Source organism: Algoriphagus boseongensis (assembly GCF_004362805.1).
Lineage (GTDB): Bacteria > Bacteroidota > Bacteroidia > Cytophagales > Cyclobacteriaceae > Algoriphagus > Algoriphagus boseongensis.
In genome coordinates, this window is the sequence record NZ_SNYF01000005.1 from 603788 (window position 1) to 618893 (window position 15106).

Annotated in this window: 10 protein-coding genes; 5 read left to right on the forward strand and 5 right to left on the reverse strand. The window is 41.2% G+C overall.

Annotated features, from left to right (window positions below; translation table 11 throughout):
- Positions 1-277: 277 nt before the first annotated feature.
- From DFQ04_RS02625 to DFQ04_RS02640, 4 genes are all read right to left on the reverse strand, one after another.
- Positions 278-2377, reverse strand: a complete 2100-nt coding sequence (locus tag DFQ04_RS02625) for a M28 family peptidase (protein WP_133552399.1) — start codon at positions 2375-2377, stop codon at positions 278-280.
- Between the two features lie 223 nt (positions 2378-2600).
- Positions 2601-3902 (reverse strand): amidohydrolase family protein, encoded by a 1302-nt coding sequence (locus DFQ04_RS02630; protein WP_133552401.1) that lies wholly within the window; start codon positions 3900-3902, stop codon positions 2601-2603.
- 21 nt (positions 3903-3923) lie between these two features.
- Complete coding sequence (locus DFQ04_RS02635) at positions 3924-5315, reverse strand: amidohydrolase (RefSeq protein ID WP_133552403.1); 1392 nt, start codon at positions 5313-5315, stop codon at positions 3924-3926.
- A gap of 4 nt (positions 5316-5319) precedes the next feature.
- The gene (locus DFQ04_RS02640; RefSeq protein ID WP_133552405.1) at positions 5320-7014 is read right to left on the reverse strand and encodes an amidohydrolase family protein; all 1695 of its coding nucleotides are present in this window, start codon (positions 7012-7014) and stop codon (positions 5320-5322) included.
- 226 nt (positions 7015-7240) lie between these two features.
- Here DFQ04_RS02640 and DFQ04_RS02645 point away from each other — a divergent pair, with 226 nt between their 5' ends.
- From DFQ04_RS02645 to DFQ04_RS02665, 5 genes are read left to right on the forward strand one after another with little or no spacing between them, the layout of a single operon-like run.
- Positions 7241-7600 carry a response regulator transcription factor gene (locus tag DFQ04_RS02645; protein ID WP_133552407.1) on the forward strand — a complete coding sequence of 120 codons (360 nt, stop codon included), beginning with the start codon at positions 7241-7243 and terminating at the stop codon, positions 7598-7600.
- Positions 7601-7606: 6 nt separating this feature from the next.
- Entirely contained in the window at positions 7607-9181 is a 1575-nt protein-coding gene (locus tag DFQ04_RS02650) for a hypothetical protein (RefSeq protein ID WP_133552409.1), read from the forward strand.
- Positions 9174-10634, forward strand: coding sequence for a glycosyltransferase family 2 protein (locus DFQ04_RS02655; protein ID WP_133552411.1), 1461 nt, complete (start codon positions 9174-9176; stop codon positions 10632-10634). Before DFQ04_RS02650 ends, DFQ04_RS02655 begins: the two co-directional genes overlap by 8 nt.
- Entirely contained in the window at positions 10634-11854 is a 1221-nt protein-coding gene (locus DFQ04_RS02660; protein ID WP_133552413.1) for a YaiO family outer membrane beta-barrel protein, read from the forward strand. The genes DFQ04_RS02655 and DFQ04_RS02660 overlap by 1 nt, the downstream gene beginning before the upstream one ends.
- Before the next feature lie 12 nt (positions 11855-11866).
- Entirely contained in the window at positions 11867-13039 is a 1173-nt protein-coding gene (locus DFQ04_RS02665) for a hypothetical protein (protein WP_133552415.1), read from the forward strand.
- Here the strand turns inward: DFQ04_RS02665 and DFQ04_RS02670 are convergent, their stop codons facing one another.
- The gene (locus DFQ04_RS02670) at positions 13040-15055 is read right to left on the reverse strand and encodes an LTA synthase family protein (protein WP_133552417.1); all 2016 of its coding nucleotides are present in this window, start codon (positions 15053-15055) and stop codon (positions 13040-13042) included. It abuts the gene before it with no gap.
- Positions 15056-15106: the final 51 nt, after the last annotated feature.

Here is a 15106-nt window from a genome sequence, read left to right on the forward strand (position 1 = left end):
TTCGGGGTTGAACCTGATTTGAGGAGTTAGACCCCTTTCGGGGTCTGGGAGAGGATTCTTGGTTTTTGAGCTATTGAAAGGTTTTACCCCTTTCGGGGTAGAAATGATGCACCAAAATGATAGACTTGACCCGGTACGGGTCGAGGAATGAATCTAAAAGTGGAAGGCACGACCGAAGATGGGGAAGCTATTTATCAGGTGATTCCGATTGAATTTTAGAAAAAAATAGCCCATGGTTTCAACCGTGGGCTATCTGGATAAAGATTATTTCAGCGAATCAGCCTTTCAAGATATTGGTCAGCTTCTCGATTTTTTTGGTCAGATTCAGAATTGCTTTTGCATAGCGGGTATCCCATTCTTCCAGTCTGGCTGTATTTCGGATAGCTACTTCGTATTGAATTCCCGGAAGAATCCAGGAAGCATAGCCTGAGAAGGGATCGTTGCAGACATAAAGAGACTTGTACCACTCTCCATAATACATGCCTTTAGGATCGATCCAGCTTTTTTCCAGTCCAATCAGTCCGGTATTTATTTTTTGCAAATCCTTGGCAGAAAGGCTTTCCTCTCCCAAAGCTTCATCTAAAGCGATTTGGTACAAATCCGAACTTAAATCCAATTGGGTCAAAGCAGCTTCCACCTGATCAAATCCCGTGAAATTGGGATCCAGCGTTTTTACATTTATTACCGCCTGCTCGAAGTGACCTTTGAGGTCTTTGGCATAGCGAGGCACATCGTAGGGGATGACTGCGGCATTGGCCTGACGGATGGCCACTAAACCGAATACCTGAGCTACTGCTCCTCCCATCTTAAAGCTGGGATCGGAAAATTTGGAGTAGTAGTAGAAGTTGTCATAGTTGGAATGGTAGGCCGTGTTTCCTCCTGTTCCTCCGCTGAGGGAAGGTACACCCACGTGCATGTAGAAGGCGATATGATCCGAACCACCACCTAGATTGCCGATTCTTGGTTCTTCATTTTTCCCCGCCCAAACCTGGAATACAGTTTTGGCAGAATCAGGATACTGCACTTCCTTGGCGGCATCGATGATTAGTTTCTTTAGGGTAGGGGCCGCAGATGCCCCGAAGTTTCTTCCAGATGCTCCTCCGTCGAAATTCATATAGGAAATGGCTTTGGCTCCCAGTTCCTTTTTCAGGTGCTCCACCCATTCAGTAGAGCCGATCACCCCTTGCTCTTCCGCATCCCAATGTCCGATCAAAATAGATCGGGAAGGCTTTTGCCCATTTTTATACAAATCACCCAAAGCCTCTGCAAAAGTGAGCAGCATGGCCGTGCCTGAGTTAGGATCGGTGGCTCCAAAGCTCCAGGCATCGTAGTGTGAACCCAGAATGATCCACTCGTCCGGGAAGTCTTTTCCCACAAACGTGCCGACCACATTATTAGCCCGGATGAATTTTGGCTTTTGGTCTACCATGACCCTAACCTTCAATTCTTCCCCTCCGGTGAGTTTGTATTTGAAATCAAAACCTCCCTGCCAAGTCTCAGGCACATCGGATCCTTTCATTCGGCTGAGGATTTCTTTGGCAGCTCCATAGCCTACAGGAGTTACTGGAATGGTATGAAAATCCACATCTGCCGGATCATCTCTTTTCACCTTTTTACTTCCATCCAAAGGAAGTGCAGGTCTGTTTGGGGTCAATGGATCTCCGGTGAAATCCAGTGTAAGCATCGAGCCTCTCTGGATGGTGGTTTCATTGAAAAATGGTCCTTTGGGATATACCTCACCTCTTGTGAATCCAGAGTCTTTTGGATCGGTGTATACGACCAAACCCACCATGCCATATTGCTCGGCATATTTGGCTTTGTAGCCCCGGAAGTTTCCTCCATATCTTGCAATGGCAACTTTCCCTTTGAGTTCCACACCCATTTCAGCGAGTTTTTCGAAGTCTTCCCGGGTACCGTAGTTTACATATACGACTTCTGCGGTCACATCCCCGCTGCCAGAGAAGGCATTAAATCCCAGATGAAGTCTTGGGTCTTTGGAAAAAGGATCTTCGGCAATTTCTCCTTCTTTTTGGGAAAGAGTCATTTGGACAGGGGAGATGATTTGAAGTTCGGACTTGCCTGGGTCATTAGGGAGATACACATCATATGGCCAAACTTTGACTTCCATTCCGGCCTCTGACATGATTTTCACCATGTAGTCTTTGACCAATTCATTTTCAGGCGTACCTGCGATATGCGGGTTTTTGGTCAGTTCCTGAAGGTGGGTTTTGAATCGGGAGAATTTATTTGAATTCAGAAAATTCGTTTCAAAAGTCTTTTCCTCCTTTAGCTGGGAAAGTAAAAAGCCATCTTGCTGAGCAAAGGCAGAGAAAGTAAATAATGATAGGAGGGAAAGGGAAAGTAGTTTTTTCTTCATGGGGATAGATTGGAAAATTTTAAGATTGGAATATTGGAAAATTGGGTGCAGCATCTGGCATTACTATTCGCTGGATTTTTTCGAAAGATTAACTGGTCAGAGATTCAATAAACAAGAATAATTTTTCGTAAACTAAACCTCCAAGGGCTTAATCTTTCAATTTTCCAATTTTTCAATAAATAAAAAAAAGCCATGAGAAAAACTCCCATGGCTTTTGGTGAAGTTAATTTGCTTTTAATCCAGGAGACCTCTCGAGGAATTCCTGATATAGGCGAATATGTCTGTTTGAAAGCGGGATTCTATAGCCGTCAATAAAGACATGCATGATTTGGGATCTGGTTTCAAATGGATCTCCGGTTGCGACAATCAAATTAGCACGCTTGCCGGCTTCCACTGATCCGTACTGATCCTGAATTCCGAAGATTTCAGCAGGATTGATGGTGACTGCTTTCCAGGCTTCTTCTTTTCCCATGCCATAAGCTGCAGCAAAAGCTGCGTGGAAAGGAAGGTTTCTTACGTTTTCTTCTTCATCTGTCTTGATAGCCACTTTCACACCAGCCTTCGCCATTTTTCCGGCATTGGCATAAGGAGCGTCGTAACGATCAGACTGACGGGTAGGAAGTTCCTGAACTGGTCCGGTGATCACAGGAATTTTAGCTTTTGCTAATTCACCTGCTACTCTCCAACCTTCAGCAACACCGGTGAAAATCACTTTGATGTCTTTTCCTTCTACCCACTTGATTGCGTTTTGAATATCTGAAGCCGCATTCACTTCAATCAACAAAGGCATTTCCTTGGCATGAACTTTAGAAAGTGCTTCCATTTCAGGATAGTACTGAAGTTCAGCTCCTGAGTTTTTCAAGTCCAAGTAACTTTTCGCATTGTCCCAGATGTCATTAGCATCTTTCAATGCTTTTTCAGCGTCTTTTTTCACATCCTCATCGGATCTTCTGTCAAATCTTCCTCTTCTACCGGAAGAAGGGAAATTCATCACCACCGCCTTGAATCCACCAAACATTTGATCTGGGGTATAGCCATTCAAGTTGATCAAAGCGGCTGTGCCAGGGAAAAGACCTCCGGTTGGCACAGCTAAAACTGTGGTAACTCCAGAAACTCGGGTAACTCCGATTGCTTCTGAATTAGGATTGATAGTAGTCAATGCCTGCATGTTTGGAGTTACATTTCCGATTTCAGCATAGTCAACGGTTTCAGCTACAGAGCTAACTTCCACCATACCTAGGCGTGTTCCTCCGTCAATCATGCCCGGATAGATGAACATTCCGGTACAATCAATTACCTCAGCATCTCCGGCAGAGATATTGGTTCCGACTTGGGCTATTTTTCCGTTTTCTACCAAAACGGAAGTGTTGTTCAATGTTCCTTTGGTGATGGTAACTACAGTTGCATTTTGCAATAAGAACTTACCAGATCGGGGCTTTACAAATTCCCCGTCAATTTGAGCCATGGTAGTCAATGGCAATGCTGCCAATAGCGCTACGCAAAAGGTTTTAAGTATTCTTTTCATGTTTCTCAAGATTCAGGGTGATTAATGTTTTTCCTCCAAAAATGCTCCTTCGAAGGCCTCAAAGAAAGAGTCCATGTCCTGCATGCATTTGTGCTCATTTACCTTAGAGAAAAGATAAACTGGCTCTACCATTTCGGTAGCAGATACAAACTGGCGCTGGTCGTCTTGATCTTCCTTGATGTCAAAGTATTTCACACCATCCACAAAAGTCATTTGAGGAACAGTGTATACAGAAAGTGGATGATGATCGAAAATCACCAAGTCAGCCTGCTTTCCAACTTCAATAGAACCTACTTTATCATCGATTCCCAATTGCTTTGCAGGATTAATGGTGATCATGGCTAAAGCCTCATCATCTGTCAATCCACCATAACGCTGCGTTTTGGCAGCTTCATGGTACAAGTGACGGATCAATTCCGCAGAGTCAGAGTTGATGGAGGTGATAGCTCCATTTCTTTGAAGAATAGCAGCGTTGAATGCAGTTGAGTAGTAAACCTCAAATTTGTATGCCCACCAGTCTGCAAATACAGATGCACCCATGGTGTATTCAGCGATTTCTGGAGCTACTTTGAAACCTTCGTTGGTGTGTTGGAAAACCAGCTTTTTGATTCCAAAATCCCTGGCCACATTGATCAACATGTAGATTTCATCTGCTCTATAGGAGTGACAATGGATGATGATTTTACCATCCAAAATATCAGCAAGGGTCTGAAGTCTTTCGCTGTAAGCTGGAGGAGTGGCAGTGCTACCTTTTTGAGTCTTGGATGAATTATATGATTCCCAAGCTTTCTTGTATTGGATAGCCTCATTGAATCCATTTCGGATTACCGCTTCCACACCCATTCGGGTTCTTGGTTGGATTCCGTTTCCTCTTCCATGAACTCGGGTTGGGTTTTCGCCCAAAGCGAATTTAATGGTACGAGGTGCGTCCTGCATGATGATATCTGCAGGATCTGTAGATCCCCATCTGTGCTTCAGAGTTGCATTTTGACCTCCAATTACGTTGGCTGATCCGTGCATTGCGTGAGATACTGTTACCCCACCAGCCAAAGCTCGGTAGATACCAATCTCATAAGGATTAACCATGTCCTTCATTCGGACTTCTGAGGTGATAGGAGCAGAGCCCTCATTTACCACATCCAAGGCCACATGGGAGTGCGCATCGATAATTCCCGGCATTACATATTTACCGGTAGCGTCTATGGTCTGCACCCCTGAAGGAGCGGATAGATTTTTTCCTACTTGTTTGATGATTCCGTCCTGAACCAAGACATCTGTATTTTCATAAGACCCTTTGGTGACTGTGAGGACAGTTGCGTTTTTGATCAGCACACTGCCTTTAGGAGTCTGAGCTGAGGTGATATTCATGCCTAAGCCCAAAAAAGCAGCAAGTATATAAGTTAGCTTTTTCATTTCTTTAATTGTTTCGGCTTGGTGAGGCTAGTTTGGCAGAAAGAGGGAAGGAGCCAAATTGAGCAATTGACATGCTTCCATCCATGGTGTTTCCTGTGATTTCACCTGTTACAGTTACTGTCAGCGACATTCCTCCGGCATTTACATCAAATTCAAATGACATATTGGATCCGCTGAGGGTAACATTTTTGATTGGTGAACTTGCTTTTCCTGTTCCTGCAGGATCATCGTAAGTGATAGTTCCTGAATATCCTGTGCCTTCTTTTTTAATTACCAATTCTCCACCTGAAGCTCCGGCAGGAGTTTCGGAAGTGTATTCCCATACTCCCTCTACCTTGATTGCTCCTGAATTTTCAGTCTTTCCGTTGGTAGCTGCTTTCTTCTTAACCTCAAAGTCGAATACATAGCCATCCGCAATGACGTGTTTAACTTGAGCATTCTCAGTAAACAGGGTATCAGTCAACAAAACGAAGTTGGCCATTTTACCTTTTTCAATGGTTCCTGCCATTCTGCTGATTCCTAGAATTGAGGCAGCGTTGGTAGTTAAGGCCGCCAGTGCAGCTTTTTCACTTAATCCATTTTCGATCATTGATTTTAAGGCCTTGTGCGCATCACCTGCCTTAGCATCTACTGTGGTAAAGGCGAATGGAATTCCTGCTTTTTCCAACAGACTTGCTTGCTTCAGAGATTTGTCATAGGCTTCCTTTACTCTTGCATATTGCGCTTTGGTAGCCTCAGTAACTCCTTCTTCTTTCTGACCTTTGATTGCTTTATCATCCGGAATTTCAAGTTTGATCAAAACAGGTGTATTGGATGACTTGATCAGATCGATCACAGGCTCATAATTTTCTAGTCCTGTTAGAACCAGTTTAAAGCCCAATTCCTTTTGAAGAGAAATTGCTCTTCTTACTTCCAAATCATTGGAAGTGGTGAAAATCACAGGGATTTGCTTTTGGATGACCGCAGCCATTCCTGATTGGGTTGGCGTGATTTGTGGTCTTTTAACTCCTGAAGTCGAAGCAAAAAGCTTTTCATGCTCCAGCGCCAAGGATGAGTTTTGATAAACCTCTCTGAATTTTGCCATTACACCGACTGCAGTAGCAGGATACATTCCTCTGGACCCTCTGAAGTTTGCAGACAAGGCCGAATTGAGTTGGATGAGATTGTTTCCATCTGCATCGCCAAGAACCATGATTGCGCCTTTTCCAGGGATCATTCCTCCTTCAGGAAATACCTGACTGATGGTGAAGCCTGCTTTTCTCCAATCATTTACCATAGAGGCAGATGCTGAATACTGATCAGTCACTGATCTCCAAGGTGTAATACCTGCGATTTCATCAGGTGGATTGGAGGAGACCATGTCTTTAGGCCTTTCTGGGTCCTTAGGACGCGTAACTCCCATGTTTCCAGCTCCATCAATGAAACCCGGGTAAACATAAAGAGAGTCTCCAGCGATAACTCTTGCCTCTTTTGGAATTTGGACTCCGGAGCCGACACCTAAGATTACTCCGTCTTTGATTAAAATGGTGCCCTTGGAGCCCTGTTGTCCCGGTGAGGAAAACAAAGTGGCATTGGTGATAGCATACGTACCAGTCACTCTTCGTTTTCCACTTGGATCACTTTGAGCCAAAGAGGATTGCGCAAAAACGACTGACACCAACAATCCCAAAAATCCAGCTTTCAGGAAATTCTTTTTCATACTATTGGTGGTTATTCTTCAAGCAGCAAGCTAATAAAAGCCATTTGACTATCTAGAGACATTTTTTTTATCAAACTTTTTTTTTGATCAATGGCAGTATTTACTTTTTGAAATGCTGTTTAATGACATTTTTATAGAAAATGGTTGACCTGCCTTTATTTGAATGGTTTTGGTATAGGTATTAAAACCAGAAGGATGTTATATTTCGGATAGTTTTACACGCCGTATGAAGAAAATTCTGATTATTGAAGACGATTTATTGATTTCGAGCTTGGTTCAATTTCGACTAAAAAAGGATGGGTATGAGACCCATTTAGTCAAGGATGGAAATGAAGGAATCAAGGCAATTGAAGATTTAAATCCTGATTTAATCATTACCGATGTCATGATGCCTTTTCGAAGCGGAATTGAAATCATTCATCATGCTAAAAAGAGTAAACCTGACACCCCGATTATTGTGCTTAGTTCCTTAGGAGAGGAAGAAGAAGTGGTTTTGGAAGCATTCAATTTGGGAGTTTCTGATTTTGTTCCCAAACCATTTAACCCCAACGAATTGGCAATTCGAGTCAAAAGGGTTCTCAGTTGATACTGCATGAAGAAAACACTACTCCTTTTCTATTTCTTGGGGATATTTTTGGTTGTGCCAAAAGTTTTGGCTCAGGAGATATCCATTCCAAAAGACCCTAAAGATTTCCGAACGTTTCTTCAAATTCAAAAGGAAGTCCCCGGTCTGGGATACAGATTGTTAATACCAGATTCTTCAATCGATTCCACTCTATTAGCTGAGTTGGATCTTCAAATAATTCCAACGGATTCAGGTCAACTTAGCGGGGTTAAGGAAAACTTTGAGTTGTTTGGTTTGCTTCCTAATGATAGTCTTGGTTTCCAAGTTATTTATACCGTTTTTGAGCAAGCTACAGCGGATTCAGCAGCCCAGGAATACTTGGCTAATTTGGTGCGCAATGGTGATTTTGTTCCTAGAACAGAAATCCAAAAGCCTCAAAATGATTTGGTAGCCCTAGCTATTCATTCGCCTTATATCCCAGTTTTTGGAAATAAATACACTTTCACTGCTGACATAAAGCTTTTTATTGTCACTTCAGTGATTTTTACCTTTTTCATTTTTGCGTTCGGGATGTTTGTCTATATGCTTGTTTTGAGGGCAAAGAAAAACCGAAAAGAAGAGCTTGAAGCTGAGTATGATCAAATGATAGTTGATCCTTTGACCTCCATACTTTTTGACAAATCCCTTGAAGAGATTAAGCAGATGAAAATGGAAGAATTGAATTCATTTTTTCCAAATGAATTGGTCATCAAGCCTATCTATAGAGAAGTATTGATAGACCGGATCATCGGTTTGAATAAAAAGATGAAGGGGGATTTTAAGGATAAATTAAAAACCCTATACCATAAGCTTGGCCTTGCAAAGGTTTCAGTAGATAAGATCAAATTAAGAAGTTCATCCAAGTGGCATATTGTGGCTGATGGTTTGGTTGAAATCAATGAAATGGATTTGGTCGAATTTGTTCCTGAGGTAAAAAAGCTTACCAATTCCTCCAATTTTCATGTTCGGTCGCTGGCTGTTGCCGCCATGCTCAATCTTTCTCAAAAATCAGATCTTTCTTTTCTTAGGGATCAAACCTATCCGCTTTCAGACTGGCAACAGATGAATTACCTCCGGATTATCAAGTTTGTTTCCCAGTCAAAAGAATTGAAAATCGAGATGCTGTTTGAATCTCAAAATCCTAGTATTCGATCCTTTGGATTGAAACTGGTTCGGATGTTGGGAAGGGTGGATTTGTTGGAAAAACTCTCCCAGATCGCTCCCAAGTTAGGAGATGAAGAGAAAGTCGAGGTGCTAAAAGTTTATCGGGAATTTGGAGCTCACATGGAGGTAGATTTTGTAAATGACTGCTTAAGATCCTCCAATAAGGAACTCATGACTCAGGCAATTAAGGCCGCTAGAGTTGTAGGAAATGAGCAATCAGTCGAAATTCTGGAAAGTTTACTTCTTAATGAAAATGATTTTCATATCAAGATGTTGATTCTGAAAAGTATTCATGAACTGAATGATGACAAGTTCCAAGAATTAACCATCAGAAACACTGATTCCTCACTTTTCAAGATGCGAAAACACATTTTAGACCCAAAGTTGAGCCATGTATAGCTTTTTGTTCTATCTGATTTTGGAGGTTTTGGGATGGATGTTTTTGATCCTGAGCTTCTCGGTGATCGTGATTTATATGATCATGATGGTACTTAGTTCCTTGGAAATGAGGGATTATCTGAGGAAAAATCAATTTGCAGATTATGGAGACATCATCACTTCTCCAATAGCACCGGGTGTTTCAATTTTAGCCCCTGCATTCAATGAAGGCCAAAATATTGTTCAGAATGTCAAGAGTTTGCTTTCCCTGCATTATGGAAGATTTGAAGTAATTGTCATCAATGATGGATCCAAAGATGATACTCTAGCCAAGCTGATTGAGCCATTTGAACTGGTAAAAACTGATTTTGCCTATTTCCCCGAAATTGAGACCCAGCCAGTCAGGGGAGTCTACAAATCCAGCAATATGTCTTTTAGGCGACTTATCGTGATTGATAAGGAAAATGGAGGTAAGGCAGATGCTCTGAACACTGGAATCAATATTGCCAATATGGAGATTCTGGCTTGTATTGACGTGGATTGCATCTTGGCTAGTGATTCTATTTCCAGGATGATTCGTCCTTTTATGGAAGAAACCAACCGAAAAGTAATCGCAGTAGGTGGGGTGATCGGAATAGCCAATAATTGCGACGTACAAGATGGAACAGTAACTACCTACAGAGTTCCAGAATCTGTTTTAGGAAAATTCCAGGTTGTGGAATATTTCCGTGCGTTTTTGATGGGTAGAATGGCCTGGTCCAGAATTAATGGCCTGATGCTTATTTCTGGTGCCTTTGGGTTTTTCCGAACCGATATTGTCAGAAAAGTAGGGGGCTATTTTCCCAAAACAGTGGGAGAGGACATGGAGCTCATCGTCCGGATGCGCAGGTATATGTACGAGGAGAAAATCGCTTACAAAGTTGCATTTGTGCCAGACCTTTTATGCTGGACAGAAGTTCCTGAGAGCGAGGATGTATTGTCTAGGCAAAGAAACCGATGGATGAGAGGAACCATCGAAACCCTTCAACTCCACAAAGCTTTAAAATTGAATCCAAAATATGGGACGATAGGAACTTTAAGCTACCCTTTCTGGAATGTGTTTGAAAAGAACGGTCCCATATTAGAAGTGACAGGTTTGATCTATACCTTGGTTTTGATTTTTATAGGGGATTTCAGTGCAATTTATTTCATGGCTCTATTGGTCATGATGTACCTTTTGTCACTTTTGGTTTCAGCATTCAGTGTCCTCTATGAGCAAATCGCCTTTAATCATTATAAAGATAAAAAAGACTTAAGGAGGCTGATTTGGATGATAATTACAGAGCCTTTAGTAGTACATCCCAAAGTCGTCTGGTGGGGATTAAAAGGTCATTGGGACTTTATCAAAGGCAAAGGTGGATGGGGATCTATGATTAGGAAGGGTTTCAAAACTGCCGAGGACAAAAAGAATTTGAGCACCCAATCAAATACTTAATGAGAAAGACTTTACTAACACTTCTTTTGATGTTTTGCTTTCTGGGATTGAAAGCTCAGGATTCATTTGATCCGGATGAATTGCTTTTGGAGGCCAGAGCATTGATTTTGGATGGAAAATATGCAGAAGGAAGAAAGATCGCTTTTCGAGCCTTGGATAAATATCCAACCTATGCTGACATTCTTATTTTGGTAGGAAGAAGTTATGCTTGGGAAGGAAAAAACGATTCGGCAAGCATTTATCTTGAGCGAGCAATTGTGGCATCGCCTACTTATTCCGATGGCTATGTGGCCTATTTGGATAATTTGCTTTGGGCTGATCAATTGGACAATGCTGATGCAGTAATTACAAAGGCAAAGGCAAATTTTACCACACTTCCTGACGAATTGGTTTATCGGGAATCCAGGATTTTATATTTCCGTGAAGAATATGATCAGGCCTTTGATTTGGTGGAACCGCTTTTTGACAAGGGATATTCACAAGAGGGAATATTAGGTTATATCCAAAATTTGCAGAGACTTCGAAAGACCAATGCTATCGGAGCCACCTACGATTACGATACTTTCTATGGGGATATTTCTCCTTGGAATACCTGGTCATTCTATGGTAGAACTAGGACCAATTTAACAGGTTCCCTAATTGCTAGGGTGACTCAATCCTCCAGATTTGACAGTTTTGGGACTTTATTTGAATTGGACGCCTATCCTTCTATCGGTAAAAATGGCTATGCTTATTTAAACCTTGGAGGTTCTGGTGCTTCTTTCTTTCCGAAATTGAGGATTGGAGCTTCTTATTACCATAACCTTCCAAAAGCCTGGGAGATCGAAGGAGGATATAGATATCTAGGATTTACCGAAGCTACACATATTATCACCAGTTCTTTGGGGAAATATGTTGGGAATTGGTGGTTTAATTTCAGACTCAACGTGATTCCATTTGATGGACAGGTAAGTACCTCAGGACAGCTGCAGGCTAGATATTACTTCAAAACAGCGGAAGACTTTTTCAGCATCCAGTTAGGAACAGGGGTTTCTCCTGATGAGGAGACAAGAGATCAAAGTCAATTGTTAAATTCCTACCGTGCGAGAGTAGGGTACCAGCAGTTGATTTCTCCACGCTTTATGATCTTTGGTTACACCGGATACAGCCGGGATGAACTAAGTGTTGATAATTTTAGAAACAACTTCAACCTTTCCATAGGAACGGAATACAGGTTTTAAATCCCTCTACTAATGAAAGAAGAATTAAAACTCGTTCTTTTCCGATTCTGGCCTTTGTTCTTTTTGATTTTCGGTGTGCCCGCACTGAGCTATGGGATTTGGATTTTGTTTCCGGAGAAAAGTTTAGAAGTAATAGTCATCGACAAAACAGTTCCCAAAACCAATTTTCGTGAACATACCGGAATTTTTTGGGCACTTAATCATGAAAAGTTTATTAAATCAGATGGGGATCAATATGATCAAAGTCTTGACTATTTTGGATTTTTCCCCTCTGGAGATCAAGATCTTGGGACGGTAAGTGATTTATCAAAAAAGTCTGAAGGTGAAATTCAAGATTTGGTTGAAAAAGCGGATGTAGTCTTTCTCGCCGATACCTACGGGGTTTATAAAAGTGATTTTGAAGAAAAAATAGAATTCAAACCTGAAGAAAAAATTTATGGTGGATTAGATCAGGGGGATATAGATTTGGCTAAAAAAGCCAGCCAAGAGGGTAAAACTTTGATTGCTGAATTCAATTCCATGGCTTCTCCGACTTCTGAATCTATTCGATCAGAATTAGAAAATCTAATGGGAATTAAGTGGACTGGCTGGATTGGAAGGTATTTCGATGAGATGGATACCCTGGTGGACCAAGATATTCCCAGATGGCTAATCCAACAATATAAAGATCAAAAGGGAGCTTGGAGCTTTTCAGGGGCAGGCCTGGTTTTTGTCAAAAATACCGGAGAGATCGAAGTTTTTTCTTTTGGAAAAGATTACCAAAATCAGGTGCCATTTATCAGAACCCAAAAGGTGAATAAGCATGGGTTTTCATTGCCACAAGTAGTTCCATATCCGGATTGGTTTGATGTGGTTATGATCGAGAGAGATTATCAGGTCATTTCTTATTATGATATCGATCCGACCAATGAAGGTCTTCAGCGCCTGCGAAGTATGGGACTGCCTAGATTTTTCCCCGCCGCAGTCTTCAGAGAAATAAATGGAGGTATGCAGTATTATTTTGCTGGGGATTTTTCAGATATGGAAAACAGGTTAGGATCTCCCTCTTTTGCTGGATTACCCCTACTTTGGAGAGGCTTGTATGTGGTGGCTGATCACAGAAACAGACAAAGTTTTTATTGGAATTATTATCTGCCTTTGATTACCCAAGTTTTTGAAAAGGTTTATGAATCCAAATCAAACTGATCAGTTTTGACTAGTTGGGCGAGAAAGTAGTTTTCGGGTTTCTACTGTGTAAGAATTTTTGTTTTTGAATTCTTCAAATTCACCAATTAAACGGGTGGTGACATCATTATCCTGAACAGGATCAATATTTAATCCTTCAGTAATCAAGAATAGCTGTCCGTCTGAAAGAAAGAATTCTCCATTGAGATAATCCAACAATTGGTTTTTATTCCTCATGAGAGGCATGGCAATTTTCGCCTGAAAATTACTCGCAGTATCCAATACCTGTCCCTGCCAAATTACTTCTTCTGGAACCTGAATTCCTGCATTTTTTTCCAGAAAGGCTAGTAGCGTTGGGGTGACTTCAAAGTGACTGCTCATGCCTTTGAAGATTTTGCCTTCCTTGAGTTTGGGCGAGTAGATGATCAATGGCACATGAAACCTGTCCAATCTAGAGGCCATCGGTATTTCTGGTAACCTATGATCACCGGTAATGATGAAAATGGTGTTTTCAAACTCAGGTCTTTTGCTGTATTCCTCAAAAAACATCTTGATTGCATCATCGGCATACAGAATGGTCATGTAGATCTCCTGATAGGCACTATACTCCTGTATTTGGGAAGAACTTAGGTTGAGATAATTTCTCAGATGATCATTGAATTTGACCAGATATTTCTCTCTTTCCGGTACAATGTAAGGGTCATGAGAGGTCTGGGTTTGGAAAATTCTTACTTCAGGACCTTGTTTTTCTTTGGGCAATTTGAGCAGTCCATTTTGGAAAAGTTCTTTATCTGCATACCCCCAAGAAAAGCCGTTTCGCGAAGGTGTTCGGCTAAACTGAGGAAGGAAAGTGGATTCATCTTCCAATTGGTCTATTCCTTGGTATTCCAAAAAGTCTCCTTCATGATCAAACTTTCGGTCAGAGCCGATAAAAAACCTGGTTTGATACCCATTATTTTTTAGAATACTCAAAAAGGAATTATGGTAAGGGTATTCATCATAAAGCTCCAAAAAGCCCTTTTCTCCATAAGGAAGGCCCGCCATTATACCCGGTAAAATGCCAAAAGTTCTACCTGTTGAAGAAATAGCATGCGTCCAAACCAAACTATGTTGCTCCAAGGAATCCAAGAATGGAGTAAAGCTTCCCAAATAAGAACCAGTCCCAGAATAGGCCTTTCCAAAGCTTTCTGCCAAAATAAAAACAATGTCAGGAGCCTGGTCCAAGCTGTCAAAGAAGGGGCCTAAAACGTCTGGATAGTCAGCCTTATGCATGAATGGGTACTCAGAATTCGTGTATTCTTTTTTCACAAAGAAGTTCAGGTCATTACTTCTGAGATAAAAATCAAAATAGTATTCCCCACCATATACCAGGTAATCGAAAGTTTGCTCAGCAAGAAATCGAGACTTATTAAGTTCAAGATTCCTTTTGGTTTCATTGGCACCTTCAGGAAGTGGACTTGGGAAAATAGAGATGCTAAGCAAAAGAATTAAAAATACCCCAGTGAAGGTGAGGTAAGTTTTTAGTCCAAATTTGAAAATCTTGATTCCCAGATAAAGAAGCCCTCCCAAAAGGATAATAGCTAAAATTCCGAGAATAACATTCAACATATTGAGCTGACCTGAAGCACTTACAGTGAGGTAGAGATCATTGAAATTGTAGGCGAAAAGATCTTTACCTAATGGTAAAAGTGTTTTGACAAAATAAAAAATCAAGGCCATTTGGATAACCAATGCCAATGTCAAAATCACCTGCATTAGAATTCTCGAAAACTTTGGAGAAATAAAGCTCAGGAAAAGGTGGATTATGAAAAGAAGCCCAAGGAAATAAAGGGTCCAGCCTAAATCCTGATAATAACTCGCTGGGATGATTTCATTTGGAGAAATAGTCAAAATATGATTTTGAAAAACCATGACTATTTCCACGGCCCGAAGGATGAGCATCAGCAAAACGAAAATCAGGGACATACCCCAAAAATCAGCAAAGATGTTTTTTACCCTATCGGTAAAAGTGGATCGGATTTCAGCCTTTTGGGCCATATTTTAAGGTAAGGGTAGTAGGATGAGACTGAAAATATAAATCAAAATCAG